This window comes from Pseudomonas sp. TMB3-21, assembly GCF_054898145.1.
This window is the reverse complement of record NZ_CM142718.1, coordinates 526,498-544,538: the sequence shown is the minus strand read 5'-3', so window position 1 is coordinate 544,538 and position 18,041 is coordinate 526,498. Positions and strand designations below refer to the sequence as shown.

General features: G+C 57.3%; 16 protein-coding genes. 12 read left to right on the top strand and 4 right to left on the bottom strand.

Annotated elements, in window-relative coordinates; translation table 11 throughout:
* Positions 1-9: 9 nt before the first annotated feature.
* From ACYZTS_RS02640 to yaaA, 4 genes are all read right to left on the bottom strand, one after another.
* Positions 10-1,179: an alginate biosynthesis protein Alg44 gene (locus ACYZTS_RS02640; RefSeq protein ID WP_028623547.1), complete on the bottom strand. Its 1,170-nt coding sequence runs from the start codon at positions 1,177-1,179 to the stop codon at positions 10-12.
* Positions 1,180-1,214: 35 nt separating this feature from the next.
* Positions 1,215-2,696 (bottom strand): mannuronan synthase, encoded by a 1,482-nt coding sequence (gene alg8 / locus ACYZTS_RS02635; RefSeq protein ID WP_442961322.1) that lies wholly within the window; start codon positions 2,694-2,696, stop codon positions 1,215-1,217.
* Between the two features lie 188 nt (positions 2,697-2,884).
* The gene (locus ACYZTS_RS02630) at positions 2,885-4,201 is read right to left on the bottom strand and encodes a nucleotide sugar dehydrogenase (RefSeq protein WP_461993814.1); all 1,317 of its coding nucleotides are present in this window, start codon (positions 4,199-4,201) and stop codon (positions 2,885-2,887) included.
* Positions 4,202-5,029: 828 nt separating this feature from the next.
* Positions 5,030-5,809, bottom strand: a complete 780-nt coding sequence (gene yaaA, locus ACYZTS_RS02625; protein ID WP_461993812.1) for a peroxide stress protein YaaA — start codon at positions 5,807-5,809, stop codon at positions 5,030-5,032.
* Between the two features lie 241 nt (positions 5,810-6,050).
* On the opposite strand from yaaA, the gene ACYZTS_RS02620 reads away from it, so the two are divergent.
* The 12 genes from ACYZTS_RS02620 (at position 6,051) to cyoE (ending at position 17,897) form a co-directional block, all read left to right on the top strand.
* Positions 6,051-7,175: a polysaccharide deacetylase family protein gene (locus ACYZTS_RS02620; RefSeq protein ID WP_028623543.1), complete on the top strand. Its 1,125-nt coding sequence runs from the start codon at positions 6,051-6,053 to the stop codon at positions 7,173-7,175.
* A gap of 337 nt (positions 7,176-7,512) precedes the next feature.
* Positions 7,513-8,907 carry a PhoH family protein gene (locus ACYZTS_RS02615; protein WP_028623542.1) on the top strand — a complete coding sequence of 465 codons (1,395 nt, stop codon included), beginning with the start codon at positions 7,513-7,515 and terminating at the stop codon, positions 8,905-8,907.
* Positions 8,908-9,150: 243 nt separating this feature from the next.
* A complete protein-coding gene (gene moaC / locus ACYZTS_RS02610; RefSeq protein WP_461993809.1) occupies positions 9,151-9,624 on the top strand; it encodes a cyclic pyranopterin monophosphate synthase MoaC in 474 nt (157 codons plus the stop codon).
* Complete coding sequence (gene moaD, locus ACYZTS_RS02605; protein ID WP_461993807.1) at positions 9,621-9,863, top strand: molybdopterin converting factor subunit 1; 243 nt, start codon at positions 9,621-9,623, stop codon at positions 9,861-9,863. Before moaC ends, moaD begins: the two co-directional genes overlap by 4 nt.
* Positions 9,864-9,866: 3 nt before the next feature.
* Complete coding sequence (gene moaE, locus ACYZTS_RS02600) at positions 9,867-10,316, top strand: molybdopterin synthase catalytic subunit MoaE (RefSeq protein WP_461993805.1); 450 nt, start codon at positions 9,867-9,869, stop codon at positions 10,314-10,316.
* A 281-nt stretch (positions 10,317-10,597) separates the two neighbouring features.
* The gene (locus ACYZTS_RS02595; protein WP_461993803.1) at positions 10,598-11,374 is read left to right on the top strand and encodes an ABC transporter substrate-binding protein; all 777 of its coding nucleotides are present in this window, start codon (positions 10,598-10,600) and stop codon (positions 11,372-11,374) included.
* Positions 11,375-11,727: 353 nt separating this feature from the next.
* Entirely contained in the window at positions 11,728-12,237 is a 510-nt protein-coding gene (locus ACYZTS_RS02590) for a disulfide bond formation protein B (protein WP_028623537.1), read from the top strand.
* A gap of 813 nt (positions 12,238-13,050) precedes the next feature.
* Positions 13,051-13,998 carry a ubiquinol oxidase subunit II gene (gene cyoA, locus ACYZTS_RS02585; RefSeq protein WP_028623536.1) on the top strand — a complete coding sequence of 316 codons (948 nt, stop codon included), beginning with the start codon at positions 13,051-13,053 and terminating at the stop codon, positions 13,996-13,998.
* 3 nt (positions 13,999-14,001) lie between these two features.
* The gene (gene cyoB / locus ACYZTS_RS02580) at positions 14,002-16,032 is read left to right on the top strand and encodes a cytochrome o ubiquinol oxidase subunit I (protein ID WP_028623535.1); all 2,031 of its coding nucleotides are present in this window, start codon (positions 14,002-14,004) and stop codon (positions 16,030-16,032) included.
* Between the two features lie 3 nt (positions 16,033-16,035).
* Entirely contained in the window at positions 16,036-16,662 is a 627-nt protein-coding gene (locus ACYZTS_RS02575; protein WP_461993800.1) for a cytochrome o ubiquinol oxidase subunit III, read from the top strand.
* Positions 16,663-16,998, top strand: a complete 336-nt coding sequence (gene cyoD / locus ACYZTS_RS02570) for a cytochrome o ubiquinol oxidase subunit IV (protein ID WP_028623533.1) — start codon at positions 16,663-16,665, stop codon at positions 16,996-16,998.
* Between the two features lie 11 nt (positions 16,999-17,009).
* Positions 17,010-17,897, top strand: a complete 888-nt coding sequence (gene cyoE / locus ACYZTS_RS02565; protein ID WP_461993797.1) for a heme o synthase — start codon at positions 17,010-17,012, stop codon at positions 17,895-17,897.
* Positions 17,898-18,041: the final 144 nt, after the last annotated feature.

Genomic DNA, 18,041 nt, shown 5'->3' with positions numbered 1-18,041 from the left:
GTCCTCGACTTAAAGACCGGAAGCCATGGCTTTGTCGATCAGCCAGTTCAGGTTAGGGCCGCGGTCGCTGTTCACTTCAACCGGGCGACCGGCGAACTTGCTGTCCAGTGGCTCGTCCGGCTGGATCAGGACGCGGATGTCGGAAGACAGGTCGGCGCTTTTCAGGCTGGTGCTGCTGACGATTTTGCCGGTGCGGACGGTGTCTTCGCCGGCGATCTGGAAGCTGACCGCAGAGCCTGGACGCACGTCGGCGAACTGACGGTAGGTGAAGCGGGCTTCAACGTTGGCTTCGCTGTTGCGCGGTACCAGTTGGAAGATCACGTCACCCTTGCTGGCGTATTGACCATCGGCGACCAGCTGCTGCGCCACGGTGCAATCGCACGGCGAAGTGAGGGTGCCGGTCATTTGCTTGCCGAACAGGTCTTCGACATTGGCTGGTTTCAACTGATCTTCGTTCAGATGGCCTTTGAGCACGTCGAGCATGCTGGTGCTGAAGGTCGCCAGCGGGGCGCCTTTGGCCGCAACGCCATCAGTTTTCACCAGGCTTTGCACGGTGCCGTCACGCGGCATGGTGATGTTCATGCCCGGCACGCTGACCAGACCGGCCTGAGCGTGGCTGACGAAGTACATGCCGTATACCGATTTGAAAATGAAGCCGAACGCCGCCAGACCGACCAGGAAAATCGCCAGGCTGAAGGTCACTGCACGCAGACGACCGAACGCGCTCATGCCGTGGCCGCCGTCCTTGACCTTGCGCGCTTTGGTGAAGTTGTCGCGCTGCAGAGTCGCCAGCACTTCACCCACGCTGACGACGTCGCCGGCCAGGTGCGAAGTGATCAGGTGACGCAGGGTCGAAATGTCCTGCGGCTCCAGGTTCTGGAACTGGCAACCGACACGACCGGTCGGGCGGTCAATGGAACGAACCTGCAATTCGACGTCCATGGCCAGGCCAAGGTTATCAATCACGAATTGCAGACGTGCCTTGTGCACATCGCCCTCTTTCAGCGGTAGCTGACCGGCGTTGAACGCCAGGCCACCGGCGGAAAGGTCGAGCACTTTGGCTTCAAGCGGCGTCCGGTCAGGACCGAAAAAACGCAGCTTGGCCGGAATTTTCACTCGGGCGTGCTGGCGCTGGGCTTCTGATTCGTGCACTACGTTAGCGTTGACGGCGGTATTCATAGGGGCAATTTCCTTGTTAATTCAATAAGGGGCGGTCAGACCATCATCAGCAGGACGGCGACAAAGATGCTGCCGGCGGAGAAGGTCATGGTCCGAGACGACCAGGTGTTGAACCAACGTTGAAAGCTGGCGAGATCACGGGTCAGGGTTGTGGGTTGGCGAGTCCATGATTGTTGGTCGAGGCGGAAGAACACGTAGATCTTCACCAGCGCGCCAACGATCTGGTTGTAATAGAGAATCGCCGGGTAGGCCGGGCCGATCGTGTGACCGGAGCAGGCCAGCAACAGGGTCAGGATCAGGCGGGTGATGCCGATCCACAGCAAGTAAACCAGGATGAACGCGGTGCCGTACTTGAAGGTGGCGATGATTGCCACAGTCAGGCCCAGCAGCGAGGTCCACATCGAAACGCGCTGATCGAACAGCACCACCGAGGTGAACATACCCAGACGTTTAACACCCAGGCCCAGCGCGCGAGCGTTCTGACGCAGGTTGTTGCCGTACCAGCGGAACATCAGTTTGCGACTGGCCTTGATGAAGCTTTTTTCCGGCGGGTGTTCCACGGTGTGGATCGCCGCGTCCGGCACGTAAAACGTGTCGTAGCCCAGGCGCATCAGACTGAACCAGCTCGACTTGTCGTCACCGGTCAGGAACTTGAAGCGGCCCAGGCGCCAGTGCTGCAGCGAGTCGCTCTCAACGTCGGCGATGAAGTCCGGATTGGTCACCACGGTAGCGCGGAATACCGACATCCGGCCGGTCATGGTCAGGACGCGTTTGGACAAAGCCATCGAGCACATGTTGATGTGGCGTTGAGCGAAGCGCAGTTTGTGCCACTCGCTCATGATGTAGCCGCCGCGTACTTCGCAGAACTCGTTGGTGGTCAGGCCGCCGACGTTGCCGAACATCTGGAACCACGGCACGGTCTTGAGCACGACGCCTTCAGCGAGCACGGTGTCGCCATCGACCACAGCCACAACAGCGCGGTCGTCGGGCATGTGCCGCGAGATCGCGCGGAAGCCGTAAGCCAGGCCATCGCGTTTGCCGGTGCCAGGAATGCGCACGAAGTCGAGCTTGACGCGCTCCGGTGGATTCATCCGCGACCACAGGCTTTTCACCAGCAGTTCATCGGACATTTCCACGATCGAGCACACCACCGTGGTTGGCAGGCCGCAATCGATCGCTTCACGAATCACCGAGCTGTACACCTGCGCGGTGGTCAGGGCATCGATACGGAAACTGGTGACCATCAGGAACACGTGCGACGGGTCCGCCGCTTTACCCAGCTTGCGCACTTTGCGCCGCAGGTGCGGGTAGACCACGTACAGAAACAGCATGCCGCGCAGAAAGTGCGTGGCACCCATCGAGTAGCGCCAGATACCGACGATACCGATCAGAAAAATGAAGTCCTTCGACTGAGAGTCGAACGTGGACATAGGCAACGCCATGGCGAGGCCCATTAACAAAATCAGGTAAAACAGCCAACCGGCGGCCTGTAGTAGGCCGTGCTTTAGCCTGTGCATAATCTGCATCCGTCTCGATCTCGGGCGAGCCTGTGGGGTGGCCCGATGGGGTTAAGGCAGGCGTAAAATGCCGAAGGTTGTGGCGTCCTTGGGGACGCTACCGCCCGCAAGCCGGCTCCTACAGAACCGAGTTGGTCTGTAGGAGCCGGCTCGCTGGCGATCAGCGCAAAGCGCTTACAACCTGCCGGTTACCAGCAGATGCCTTCAGTCCGGCCACTCACACTGGTGGCTTTAGACATGAAACCGACCAGGTCGATCACTTGCTTGCCTTCCGGAGCGTTCTGCGCCAGGGCGCGGAATTTCTCGTCCCGGTTGCCAAGGATGATCACGTCGGAGTTGTTGATCACTTCATCGAAGTTGGAGTTGAGCAAGGACGAGACGTGAGGAATCTTCGACTCGATGTAATCCTTGTTCGCACCGTGAACTCGGGCGTATTCAACGTTGGCGTCGTAGATGCTCAGGTCGTAGCCTTTGCCGATCAGCATTTCTGCCAGATCAACCAGCGGGCTTTCGCGCAGGTCATCGGTACCGGCCTTGAAGCTCAGGCCCAGCAGGGCAACTTTGCGCTTGTCGTGGCTGGAAACGATGTCGAACGCGTTCTGCACCTGGGATTCGTTGCTGCGCATCAGCGAGTTCAGCAGCGGCGATTCCACATCCAGAGCGCCAGCGCGGTAGGTCAGGGCGCGTACGTCTTTTGGCAGGCAAGAGCCGCCGAAGGCGAAACCAGGACGCATGTAGTACTGCGACAGGTTCAGTTGCTTGTCCTGGCAGACCACTTCCATCACTTCACGACCATCGACGCCGCAAGCTTTGGCGATGTTGCCGATCTCGTTGGCGAAGGTCACCTTGGTGGCGTGCCATACGTTGCAGGTGTACTTGATCATCTCTGCAACAGCGATGTCCTTGCGGATGACCGGTGCGTCGAGCTCTTCGTACAGCGCTTGCAGAACGTCACCGGATGCAGTGTCGAACTCGCCGATAACGGTCATCGGAGGATGATCGTAGTCAGCAATCGCGGTGCTTTCGCGCAGGAATTCAGGGTTGACGGCTACGCCGAAATCAACACCGGCCTTCTTGCCCGAGCAATCTTCGAGAATCGGGATGACGACGTTTGCGACGGTGCCCGGCAGCACGGTGCTGCGAACCACGATGGTGTGGCGGGTGGTCTTGTCACGCAGAACAAAACCGATCTCGCGGCACACGGCCTCGATGTAGTTCAGTTCCAGATCGCCGTTCTTCTTGCTCGGCGTACCAACGCAAATCATCGACACGTCGGTGTCGCGGATCGCTTCGGCGAAGTTGGTCGTACCGCGCAGTTTGCCGGTATCGATACCTTTCGCCAGAAGTTCGCCCAGACCCGGTTCAACGATTGGCGATTTGCCGGAGTTGATCATGTCGATCTTGTCTTTGGCAACATCCACGCCTACGACGTCATGGCCCCGAGCAGACAGGCAACCGGCACATACTGCACCCACGTAACCCAAACCAAATATGCTGATGCGCATCGCATTTACCTCTCGTTAATCGAAATCAAGACTGTTTTCAACAAGCCATTAGATGGCTGAAGTTATGGTGTCCAGTGGTCATAGCGCACTCGGAAGTGTGGCAAGCAAGCGCCACGGTGCCGTGTGCAGGCATCTAAGTTCCGAGTGTCCAAATAAATGCACTCAAGATGTGCGCAACTAGGCCTTATTGTTATGACTTGCCCTGTTATGCAGCTGGATCCTCTGGCCTGAGGTCCTTTGTGCAAAAATCCTGCTCGCTCGACGTCAGGCCCATCGCCCAAAAATCAAGCGGTTAGGTGCTCCGAAAAGCACGCTGTCAAAATGTCGCCTCGGCTGTGCAGGGGGTGACAATGGTGCAATCCTGCGAGTCAGCCGGCGGTGCCCGAGGCAGAGCTCATTTAGCCAAAGTTATTGTGACAACTTTGCTATGTGGGTTTCAGCCCTGCGTAAGTTATCTCGTACATGTTCAGAGATAATCGGTACCGGTGGTATGAGCTGCGAGTGTAGACATAGTTCCTGGCCGCCCATCGCGAAATTCGAAATTTTTTGAAATATTGAACTGTATGGCGGTGGTTTCAAAATGCTGGCACATCCGTCGCAGCCTTTGTAAACAGGGGTTTAGAGGTGTGAGATATTTTTGTGCCACTATCAAAAAAATTTTTTCGTGCCAGCACAAAAAAACTCGAAAGATGTCGAGTGAAATAAAAGTTAGATAAGTAGTTGTTGTTTAATTGGCGCCAAGAGCTTGGCAAACAGTAGCGGAAGTTGTTGGACAGTTTAACGAAGGCGCACTACCAAGTTTGAGTTGCAGTGCGCTAACAGGGTGCGCTACTCCGGTGCGCGGTCGCGCAGGAATACCAGGTTGTCCGGCGTGGAGTGCCCGGTGCTGTAGCGGTAGCCCTGAACATCGAACTGCTTGAGTCCCGCGTAGTCATCGATACGCTCGTCAATGACAAAGCGGCTCATCATGCCGCGAGCCTTTTTCGCGTAAAAGCTGATGATCTTGTATTGGCCGTTTTTCAGATCCTTGAACTCGGTATTAATGATGCGGGCCTTCAAGGCGCTGCGTTTGACGGCCGAGAAGTACTCGTTGGACGCCAGGTTCAGCAGCACGTTATCACCCTGATCGGCCAAGGCTTCGTTCAACCATTCGCTGATTCGCGTGCCCCAGAAGGCGTACAAATCCTTGCCGCGCGCGTTAGCCAGTTTGGTGCCCATTTCCAGACGATAGGGTTGCATCAGGTCGAGTGGGCGCAGCAGGCCGTAGAGTCCGGAGAGCATGCGCAAATGTTGTTGAGCGTAATCGAAGTCGGCTTCACTGAAGGTTTGCGCATTCAGCCCGGTGTAAACGTCGCCCTTGAAAGCGAGCAATGCCTGTTTGGCATTTTCCGGGGTGAAGGCGGGCGTCCAGCTGCCGAAACGCGCGGCGTTGAGGCCGCCGATCTTGTCGGAGACATGCATCAACTCGCTGATCTGCGCCGGGCTCAACTCGCGCAATTGCTGGATCAGCTCTTGGGAATGGTCAAGGTATTGCGGCTGAGTAAAGCGCTGGGTCGCCGGCGGTGTTTCGTAATCGAGGGTCTTGGCTGGGGAAATCACCATCAGCATGAAGTCGTCTCCTTTAAACGTGGTGGCGATTCTAGGGGGTAGAGCGTGTTGACTCCAGCTATGGGTTTCATAGGTGATCAGTGGTGTCATGCAAAAGATCGCAGCCTCGCGATGGAGGAACTCAACAGCTCCTACAGGGGCTCAAGTTTGTAGGAGCTGTCGTGCCCCCCACCGCGAGGCTGCGATCTTTTCATCTACCCGCGATATAGTGCCGCGCGGGTTTTGTTATGGAGACATCCCATTGCGTATTGTTCTTTTATTCTCGGCGTGGCTTCTAAGCTGCGGTGCCCTGGCGGCGCCGGGCGACGTGGCGACGCTTGATCGCAGCACCTGGCCGGAGCAGCTCAGCAGCCCGACGATGTTCGACGTCGCGTCGCGGGCGGAAATTCTCATGTTCGCGCGCATTCTGCTGGCCACCGAATCCCTGGATGAAACCAGCCTGGCCCAGCGCCTTAACCTGCGCACGGTCAACGTCGACTCGATCAACCGCCTGCGTCAGCGCATGTGGCAGCGTCTGCTGAGCAATTACAATTTCGCCCAACAGAGCTGCGATCAGGATGCCTCTTTCTGTTTCCTCGTCGAAGACATGGACACTTTGCGTCAGCAAGCCGCCAAGTTTCAGATCAGCGACGACAGCTATTACATCAAGTGGGCCGAACCGAGTCGTGTGTTCCACGTCCTGTACCTGGACGAACAGTTGCGTAAAGCCGCGCTGTTCCCGCAGACCAGCAGCGAAGTCGATCTTTTTGGCGACCATGAGCGCAACGGCGAGGCGATGCATGACCGGCTGTTTCTGCTGTCGTTCGACAGTGCCGCCAATGCCGCGCCGGACAATACCGCCTGGCTTGCGGATTACCTGCGCAAAGCCAACCTGAACGGCACCTTCTTCGTCCTCGGCAAGGACATTCAGGCGCGTTTGGCGCAAAGTTCGGTGGCCAGCCTGCAAGCGCTCTATTCAACGCAATGCATCGGCGTCCAAGGCTGGGAGTTCCGCTCCCACAGCCATTGGCAGGATTGGCAGGATTCGGTGCGGCGCAGCGTCGAACTGGTCAAAAGCAAATTGCCGGAGAACTTCGTGCCGCTGTTCCGTCCGCCCGATGGCCAGCGCCGTGCGGATGCTGAAGGCTTCTTCAAGGCCCAGGGTTTGCAGGTCGCGTTGTGGGACATCGATGCCCAGGACGGCGCTGGCAAGCTCAAGGCCGAGCAGAGCGCGCAACGCGTTCTGACCCTGATGCTGCTATGGCGCCACGGCGTGATCAATTTCAATGCGAAGCAGGACGGCGTGAAGACGGCAGTGCCCTGGCTGATGACGCAAACCGCGCACAGCGGAATCGGCTGGGAGGATTGTCAGGAGGCGTTTCGCTGAGTTCGACAAAGCCCGGGAACATTGGGCCAAAGGCGATTTTGAAGCAGCATTCGATGCAGGCGGACTTCCGACTTTAACGGGGTGATGGCCTACCGCCAAGTGTTATTGGTCACTCTGAAAAATAAACTTCAAAAAAACGTCAAAGTGCTTTTTCCTGTCACATGTTTTGGAGTATTACGAAAGCAGACCGCCGAAACCTGCAACACAGGTGGCGTCTCCCAAGACCCAGTTTGTGTGTGCAGTTCACTTGATCCCTTGCAGGTGAATTCGGCAGTCACTTCGAGGCGCAGCACCGCTCAGGTATTGCGTCTAATGGCTCCCACAAAGGTGACCGAGTATGGATGACCACGGACGTAGTTCTTCCTCCAACCAGCCAATCCTTTATGTACTCGATACCAACGTATTGATTCACGATCCAAACGCCCTGCTTAACTTCGAAGAACACCACGTCGCAATTCCGATGACCGTGCTGGAAGAGCTGGACAAGCTCAAGAGCGGGCATCACAGCGTGGCTGCGGAATGCCGTCAGGCGATTCGTCTGATTGACAAGACCCTGGGCGATGCCAGCCCGGAAGACGTCGAACTGGGCGTGCCGATTCAGCGCGGCAAAGGCGGGCCCAAAGGTTTGCTGTCGATTCTGATGAGCAAGCGCGCCGAGCCCAATATCATTCTGCCCGAACACCTGAACGACAACATCATCATCAACCAGTTGATCGACCTGCACGCTCGCGAGCCCAAGCTGCCCGTGGTGCTGGTCACCAAAGACATCAACATGCGCCTCAAGGCCCGCGCTTGCGGGATCGCGGCCGAGGACTACAGCACCGACCAACTGGTCGACGACGTGTCGCTGCTGCCCAATGGTTACCACAACATGGACGGGTCCTTCTGGGACCGTGTGAAGAATGTCGATACCCGTCAGGACCATGGCCGCACCTGGCACCAGGTGCAACTGATCGACAACCTGCCGGCGGTGCACATTAACGAGTTCATCATCGACGAGCAGGGGTTTGTCGGCTGGATCAAGGAAATCGAAGAAGACAGGCTGCTGATTCTCGACCTGCACCAGGAACCCTTGTTGCACCAGGAAGCCTGGGGTCTGAAACCGCGCGACATTTATCAGAGCCTGGCGTTGTACGCGCTGCTGGATCCGGACATTCACCTGGTCAACCTGACCGGCGCGGCGGGTTCCGGTAAAACCATCCTTGCCCTGGCCGCTGCGATCGAGCAGACCATGGTCAGCAAACGTTATCGCCGCATCATCGCCACGCGCAGCGTGCAGGGTCTGGACCAGGAAATCGGTTTCCTGCCCGGCACCGAAGCGGAAAAAATGGAGCCTTGGCTGGGCGCCATCACCGACAACCTCGAAGCCTTGCACATGGATGACGAGAACACCCATGGCAGCGTCGATTACATCCTCAGCAAAGTGCCGTTGCAGTTCAAATCCCTCAACTACATCCGGGGTCGCAGCTTCCAGCAGAGCCTGATTCTGATCGACGAATGCCAGAACCTCACGCCGCACCAGATGAAAACCATCATCACCCGTGCCGGCGCTGGCTCCAAAGTGGTGTGCCTGGGTAACCTGGCGCAGATAGACACTCCTTATCTGTCCGCGACCAGTTCCGGGCTGACCTACCTGACAGAGCGCTTCAAGGACTTCCCGAACGGCGTGCACATCACGTTGCAAGGGGTGCCTCGGTCGATTCTGGCTGAATACGCTGAATCGCATTTGTAACTGCATCACCCAAACCGGGTGGCCGTCACAGGTCGCCCGGTTTTTTTTGTGTTCAACACAAATCAAACTGTGGGAGCCAGCCTGCTGGCGAAGCGTAGTGTCAGCCAATATCTATGGCGACTGACACTCTGCAATCGCCAGCAGGCTGGCTCCCACAAGGGGATCTGCTGCGATCGGATAAACTTGCGTGCGGAAAATTGACCCGCAGGTTTACAATCGCCACTCCTGATCAGGAGTAACTCCGTGCTGACTCATCTCGATTCCCAAGGTCGCGCCAACATGGTCGACGTCACTGAAAAAGCCGTGACTTTCCGTGAGGCGACCGCGCAAGCGCTGGTGCGCATGCTTCCTGAAACCCTGCAGATGATTGTCAGCGGCGGTCATCCCAAGGGCGATGTGTTCGCCGTGGCGCGCATCGCCGGCATTCAGGCGGCGAAGAAAACCAGCGATCTGATTCCGCTGTGCCATCCGCTGATGCTTACCGGCGTCAAGGTCGAACTCAGCGCTGAGGGCGATGACACCGTGCGCATCGTCGCGCGTTGCAAACTGTCCGGGCAGACCGGCGTCGAGATGGAAGCGCTGACCGCCGCCAGTGTCGCGGCGCTGACGATCTACGACATGTGCAAGGCCGTCGACCGGGGCATGACCATCGAGAGCGTGCGCCTGTTGGAAAAAATCGGTGGCAAGAGCGGGCATTTTCAGGCGGATCAGGCATGAACATTACCGTGAGGTTTTTTGCCCGTTATCGTGAAGCGCTCGGTGTGGATTCACTGGAAGTTTCCGGCGATTTTGCCACCGTTGATGACGTGCGTGAGTTATTGGCCCGGCGTGACGGCGCCGTGGTGCTGACCGAGCAGAACCTGATGTGTGCGCGCAACGAAGACCTCTGCCAGCTGGGCGAACCGGTCAGCGACGGTGATGAAGTAGCGTTTTTTCCGACCGTAACCGGGGGCTGAGCCATGGCGATTCGCGTGCAACCCACGGCTTTCGACCCGGGTGCTGAAGTCAACGCCATGCATGCTGCCAATGTCGGGGTGGGTGCGGTGGTAAGTTTTGTTGGTTATGTGCGCGACTTCAATGACGGGCTCGATGTCGCCGGGATGTTTCTGGAACACTACCCGGGCATGACCGAAAAGGCCTTGGCCAGGATTGCCGCCGAGGCCGAACAGCGCTGGCCGCTGCTCAAGCTGGAAGTGCTGCATCGCATTGGCTCGCTCGAGCCGGGTGAACCGATCGTCTTCGTCGGCGCCGCCAGTGCCCATCGCCAGGCCGCGTTCGATGCCTGCGCCTTTGTCATGGATTACCTGAAAACCCGTGCGCCGTTCTGGAAAAAGGAAAACACCAGCGACGGGCCGCGTTGGGTCGAAGGTCGCGACAGTGATCATGCCGCGGCGGATCGCTGGAAGTAGATTTGCTCTGCTCTCAGGAATGCCATCGCGAGCAGGCTCACTCCTACAGGGTTCTTTATTGAACACCGAATCTGTGTTCACGCCGATCCGCTGTAGGAGTGAGCCTGCTCGCGATGAGGCCTTCACATCCACCGCTCAATCCTCCGACAACTGGCCAATCACCCAATTGACGATCAGTACGCAAAAGTCCAGTATGGAATTATAAGTACAAAAAAGATCGTCCCCCGCTTCAGCTCTTCTTCCATCTTGCCAAACCAACAACAAACCGCGAGAGAACGAACATGAAGAAACTCCCCCTCATCACCGGTCTGGCCTTCAGCCTGCTGACGTGCTCCAGCCTGTTCGCTGCTGAAAAACCGCTGCGCATCGGCGTCGAAGCCGCTTACCCGCCGTTCGCTTCGAAAACCGACAAGGGTGAAATCGTCGGCTTCGACTATGAAATCGGCAATGCGTTGTGCGCGCAGATGAAGGCGCAGTGTGTCTGGGTCGAAGGCGAATTCGACGGCCTGATCCCTTCGCTGAAGGTGAAGAAGATCGACATGGCGCTGTCGTCCATGACCATTAATGAAGACCGCAAAAAGTCGGTCGATTTCAGCCACAAATATTACTTCACCTCTTCGCGTCTGGTGATGAAGGAAGGCGCGTCCGTCGACGATCAGTACGCCAGCCTCAAAGGCAAATCCGTTGGCGTGCAACGTGCGACCACCACCGATCGTTTCGCCACCGAGGTGTTCGAGCCCAAAGGTGTCACCGTCAAGCGTTACAGCAACAACGAAGAGATCTATATGGATCTGGCTGCCGGGCGACTCGATGCCATTTTCGCCGACACCATCCCCTTGAACGACTTCCTGAGCATGCCGCGCGGCAAGGGCTATGCCTTTGTCGGGCCGGAACTCAAGGACCCGAAATACGTGGGCGAGGGCGCCGGGATTGCGGTGCGCAAGGGCAATACCGAACTGGTCAGCAAGCTGAACACGGCTATCGACGGTATTCGTGCCAGTGGTGAGTATCAGAAAATTTCCCAGAAGTATTTCAAGTCGGATATCTACGGCGACTGAGCCATCGCATCGCCAGCAGGCTGGCTCCCACAGGTAAGTGCATTCCAGAGTGGGAGCCTGCGGGCTACCCCTCGCTCAGCAATGCATCAACAGGCTGGTTCCCACTCGCGAATCCATTTAACTGTGGACCAGCCCCCGCCAGGTCTCGCCTTGGAACACGCTCAACTGTGGGAGCCAGCCTGCTGGCGATTCGATCGTGTGATCATGCAAATCTCAGGAAATAGCCCAAATTTAATCCCTTCTTAACCGCCCTGGCGTTTATTCCCCGTCATCCATTCCATGCGTCTCGGGCTCTCCAAGGTCTGGGCCAGCGTGTAAACTGGCGGGCATTCGAAATTCAGAAGGGAAACGCGATGAGCGAAGAAACAATGCGGTTGGGCCGTGAACGGCGCTATCTGGTGCTGTTGGGCATCATCTGCCTGGCGTTGATCGGCGGCGCCCTCTACATGCAAGTGGTATTGGGCGAGGCGCCGTGCCCGCTGTGCATTCTTCAACGCTACGCGCTGCTGCTGATCGCGATCTTCGCCTTCGTCGGCGCGGCCATGCGCACCCGCCGCAGCATTACCGTGCTCGAAACCCTGGTGGTGATATGCGCTATCGCCGGCGCTGCGGTCGCTGGTCATCACGTTTACACGCAATTCTATCCAGCGGTCAGCTGCGGCATCGATGTCCTGCAACCGATTGTCGACGGCCTGCCGTTGGCGAAAGTCTTCCCGCTCGGTTTCCAGGTTGATGGTTTCTGCTCCACGCCGTACCCGCCGATCCTCGGTCTGTCGCTGGCCCAGTGGGCGCTGGTCGCCTTCGTGTTGGTTATCGTGCTGGTGCCGTTGCTCACCTCGCGCAACCGCAAAGCCCTGCGCTGAGCTCAGTCGCCAAAACGGCCATCAGCTGCAAAAACGCCCCGGTCTTCGTAGAGAGCACCGGGGCGTTGTGCGTTTCAGAGCTCACGTAAAAAGTTTGTGATGTATGGCAATCGGAGGTGTGGCACATGTGCGACATGTTGTCACAGCGGTGCGGTCGTAGGGCGTTGCGAAGGCACGGATCTGTGACGACGCAGCAACCGAATCGGGTCATTCGCAGGCCTTGCGATTACAAACGTAACAATCCTGAACAGGCAGTTTTAACAGCCTTTGACAAATTGCCAGAGGCCTTGCCCGATAGGGGCTGCGGCGGTGTCGCAGGGGGCCGTAGAGCCGTGGATGCTGTCTGAATTGCGGGCGATACACCTACTGAATTTGGTGTTTTTATTGAGAATCGATTTCGATAACATGGGGTGCTTTTGCAATAACTGCGAATGATTGTTGCTGGAATGGATATAAATTATTTCGGGATGAGACGTGGTTTCTGCATCGCTACCTAACTACAATCGCCCGCACTGAATTCCCGGCACTGCTCACCTTTGAGCACTTAACAGGGCGTCGAGAAGCGCGTGTGCTTCGTGCGACTCCCGGTGTCGGTGCCTTCCCATTATCCGCACCAAATGGAATTGGTCTGTAACCAGGCCTTTGACCACGAATTCGAATAAGAACTCACCGCTGACCCAGGATTTGTCGAACAGCGTCTGACGCGCGACGGGCAGCCCTTATTCAATCAAGAGAAATGCCAACCCTTGGCAGGGTGAAGTGTTGGCGATCAAAACCCAACTGCATTGCGCAAGCTGCTTTAGAGGTCGTGAGATGAGTAAAAACAGGTACCCCAGACTACTAGGCTTATTGCCGCTGCTCAGCATGCTGTTGCTGGGAGGCTGCAACATGACCTTGCTCAATCCTACGGGCCAGGTTGGCCTGGAGCAGCGCAACCTGATCATCACCGCAACGTTGCTGATGCTGTTGGTTGTGGTCCCGGTCATCGTCATGACCTTCCTGTTCGCCTGGAAATACCGCGCGACCAACACCAACGCCGTGTACACGCCGAAGTGGTCGCACTCCACCAAGATTGAAATCGCGGTGTGGGCTGTTCCAGTGCTGATCATCATTGCCCTGGGTTACGTGACCTACGTGTCGACCCACGAACTTGACCCGTACCGTCCGCTGGAATCCGACGTCAAGCCGATCACCATCGAAGTGGTCTCGCTGGACTGGAAGTGGGTGTTCATCTACCCGGAACAGGGTATCGCCACGGTCAACAAGATCGTGTTCCCGACGAATACGCCGGTTAACTTCAAAGTGACGTCGGACTCCGTGATGAACTCGTTCTTCATCCCGGGCCTGGGCGGCCAGATCTACGCCATGGCCGGCATGCAGACCAAGTTGCACCTGATTGCCAACCGTGACGCTGAAATGGAAGGCATCTCTGCCAACTACAGCGGCGCAGGTTTCACCGGCATGAAATTCAAAGCGATCTCAACTTCTCAGGAGAATTTCGACGCCTGGGTAAGCGAAGTCAAAAAGGCACCTAAACAGCTGGAAAAAGCTGAGTACGAAGCCCTTACCAAACCAAGCCAGAACAACCCAGTCGAGCTCTACTCCTCGGTCACGCCGGGCCTGTTTCAGATCATCGTCGACAAGTACGAAGGCATGAAACCAGGCAAGCCGATGCACCACGAGAAGAAAGAGAAAGACGTGGCGCACAACATGGAAGGGATGGACATGAGTTCGCATTCAGCTGCCGGGGCAGAGGAGTAAACGATGTTTGGTAAATTAAGTTGGGAAGCGGTCCCGTTCCACGAACCGATCGTGATGATTACCATCGCCATGATCGCGCTCGGTGGCGTGGCGCTGTTCGCTGCGATCACTTACTTCAAGAAGTGGACGTACCTGTGGACTGAGTGGCTGACATCGGTCGACCACAAGAAAATCGGCGTGATGTACATCATTGTCGCCATGGTCATGCTGCTGCGCGGTTTTGCCGACGCCATCATGATGCGTACCCAGCTGGCCATGGCCACCGAGGGTTCGCCTGGCTACCTGCCGCCTGAACACTATGACCAGATCTTCACCGCTCACGGTGTGATCATGATCATCTTCATGGCGATGCCATTCTTCACCGGCCTGATGAACCTTGCAGTGCCGCTGCAGATCGGCGCGCGTGACGTTGCCTACCCGTTCCTGAACTCCTTGAGCTTCTGGCTCCTGGTGTCGGGCGTCGTGTTGATCAACCTGTCCCTGGGCGTCGGCGAATTCGCCAAGACCGGTTGGGTTGCCTATCCGCCGCTGTCGGGCCTGCAATACAGTCCGGGCGTGGGGATGGATTACTACATCTGGGCACTTCAGCTATCCGGGCTGGGTACGACGCTGACGGGGGTTAACTTCCTGGCCACCGTGCTGAAAATGCGTACCCCGGGCATGAAGCTGATGGACATGCCGATCTTCACCTGGACCTGCACCTGGGCCAACGTCCTGATCGTGGCTTCGTTCCCGATCCTGACCGCTACCCTGGCTTTGCTGACACTTGACCGTTACATGGATTTCCACATTTTCACCAATGAACTTGGTGGCAATCCAATGATGTACGTCAACCTGTTCTGGGCCTGGGGTCACCCCGAGGTGTACATCCTGATTCTGCCGGCGTTCGGGATCTTCTCCGAAGTCATCTCGACCTTCACCGGCAAGCGTCTGTTCGGTCACCACTCGATGGTCTACGCATCGGGTGCGATCTCGATCCTGGGCTTCATGGTCTGGCTGCACCACTTCTTCACCATGGGTTCGGGTGCGAGCGTCAACGCCTTCTTCGGTCTGGCGACGATGCTGATTTCGATCCCGACGGGGGTGAAGCTATTCAACTGGCTGTTCACCATTTACCAGGGCCGTCTGCGCTTCACCAGTCAGGTGATGTGGACCCTGGGCTTCATGGTCACCTTCGCCATCGGCGGCATGACCGGCGTACTGCTGGCCATTCCGGGTGCGGACTTCGTACTGCACAACAGCCTGTTCGTGATCGCTCACTTCCACAACGTGATCATCGGCGGCGCGGTATTCGGTTACATCGCAGGTTTCGCCTTCTACTTCCCGAAAGCGTTCGGCTTCAAGCTGCACGAAGGTTGGGGCAAGGCAGCGTTCTGGTTCTGGATCACCGGCTTCTTCGTCGCATTCATGCCGCTCTACGTTCTGGGCTTCATGGGCATGACCCGTCGTTTGAACGCCACCACCAACCCCGAGTGGGTGCCGTACCTGTACGTCGCCATGTTCGGTGCGGTGATGATCGCTGTGGGCATCGCCTGCCAGCTGATCCAGCTGTACGTCAGTGTGCGTGACCGCAACAAGCCGGAAAACATGTGCGAACACGGTGACCCGTGGAATGCCCATACGCTGGAATGGTCGACCTCGTCGCCACCACCGTTCTACAACTTCGCGGTACTGCCAAAAGCAGAAACCATCGATCCGTTCACCGAAGCCAAGGAAAACGGCACCGCGTACCAGGCTCCGGCCAAGTACGAGCCGATCCACATGCCAAACAACACCGCGACCGGTGTGGTCATGGGTGCTCTGTTGACCGTGTTCGGTTTCGCGATGATCTGGCACATCTGGTGGCTGGCGATCGTTAGCCTGGTGGGCACCGTGGTGTATTTCACCATCCATGCCGCCCGTGACGATCAGGGCTACATGGTGCCGGTGGATGTCATCGAGCGCATCGAAGCCGAGCAGCACAAACGTCTGGTAGCGGCCGGGAAAATTCCTGCCAATGCCACCCGTGTTGAAACCTCGTTGGAACAGGCTTAAACCATGTCGAACTTAGTGACCAATGCTGGACACACCCATGTCGATGGACATGGGCACGATGACCATCACCACGACTCGGGCGAGATCACCGTATTCGGTTTCTGGCTCTACCTGATGACCGACTGCATCCTGTTTGCGTCGATCTTCGCGGTGTACGCGGTACTGGTTAACAACGTAGCGGGCGGCCCGTCGGGCGCCGACATCTTCGAGCTGCCGTACGTACTGGGCGAAACCGCTCTGCTGCTGTTCAGCTCGATCACCTACGGCTTCGCCATGCTGGCGTTGTTCAAAGGCAAGAAGAGCCAGGTACTGGGCTGGCTGGGCATGACCTTCCTGCTCGGCGCCGGCTTCATCGCCATGGAGATCAACGAGTTTCACATCTTGATCGCCGAGGGCTACGGCCCTAGCCGCAGCGGCTTCCTGTCCGGGTTCTTCACCCTGGTCGGCACCCACGGTCTGCACGTGACCAGCGGTCTGATCTGGATGGCGATCATGATGTATCAGGTGCAGAAAAACGGCCTGACGGCGACCAACAAGACCCGTCTGAGCTGCCTGAGCCTGTTCTGGCACTTCCTGGACGTGGTGTGGATCTGCGTATTCACCGTTGTTTATCTGATGGGGACTATGTAAATGGCTAACGCTCATTCCCACGATAGCCACGACGCCGGCCACGGCAGCGTCAAGTCTTACGCTATCGGTTTCATTCTGTCGGTGATCCTGACCGTCATTCCGTTCGGCCTGGTGATGTACCCGACTCTGCCGAAAGCCATGACCCTGTGGATCGTACTGATCTTCGCAGTGGTCCAGGTGCTGGTGCACCTGGTGTACTTCCTCCATCTGGACCGCTCGGCCGCTCAGCGTAACAACGTGATCGCGTTTGTGTTCGCTGCGATCGTGATCGTCCTGTTGGTTGGCCTGTCGCTGTGGATCATGTTCAGCATCCACACCAACATGATGGCGCACTGAGGAAACTCCGAATGTCCTTTAAGCACTTTATCCAAATCACCAAACCGGGGATCATTTTCGGTAACGTGCTTTCAGTGGCAGGCGGATTTTTCCTGGCCTCCAAAGGGCATGTCGATCTGGCCATTTTCCTGGCCGCCATGATCGGCACGTCCCTGGTCGTTGCTTCCGGTTGTGTCTTCAACAACTGCATCGACCGCGACATCGACGTGAAGATGGAGCGCACCAAGAATCGCGTGCTGGTCCAGGGCCTGATCTCCCTGAAGCTGGCGCTGATCTATGCGACCGTCCTCGGCGTTGCCGGTGTTGTGCTGTTGTACAAGGTGGCCAACCCGTTGGCCGCTTTGTTCGCGGTGATCGGTTTCGTCATCTACGTCGGTTTCTACAGCCTTTACCTCAAGCGCAAGTCGGTGCACGGCACGCTGGTGGGCAGTCTTTCGGGCGCGATGCCGCCGGTGATCGGTTACGTCGCCGTCAGCAACTCGTTCGACATGGCTGCACTGACGCTGCTGGTGATGTTCAGCCTGTGGCAGATGCCGCATTCCTACGCTATTGCGATCTTCCGCTTCAACGATTACCTGGCCGCCTCCATTCCGGTGTTGCCCGTGAAGCGCGGCATCAAAGTTGCGAAGCGGCACATCCTGCTCTACATCCTGGCCTTCCTCGTGGCGACCTTGATGCTGACCTTCAGCGGCTACGCCGGCATGAGCTACCTCGCCGTCGCCGCCGCCATGGGCATGTACTGGTTGTACATGGCCTGGACCGGTTACAAGGCAGTGGATGACACGGTCTGGGCACGCAAGCTGTTCGTGTTCTCGATCTTCACCATTACCGCGTTGAGCGTGATGATGTCGCTGGATTTCAAAGTGCCGAGTGAGTTGTTGCTGACTTACGCGCCTTGAGATTGGGTTGCTGAATTGAAAAGCCCCGCCTTCGAGAGAAGAGCGGGGCTTTTTGTTGGATGATTTTTTGGAACCGGATGTTTCAGTCGCGTGCAGGCTGGCTGCCACAATTGACTCAGTGTCGCCGCGATTCTTGTGTTCGCC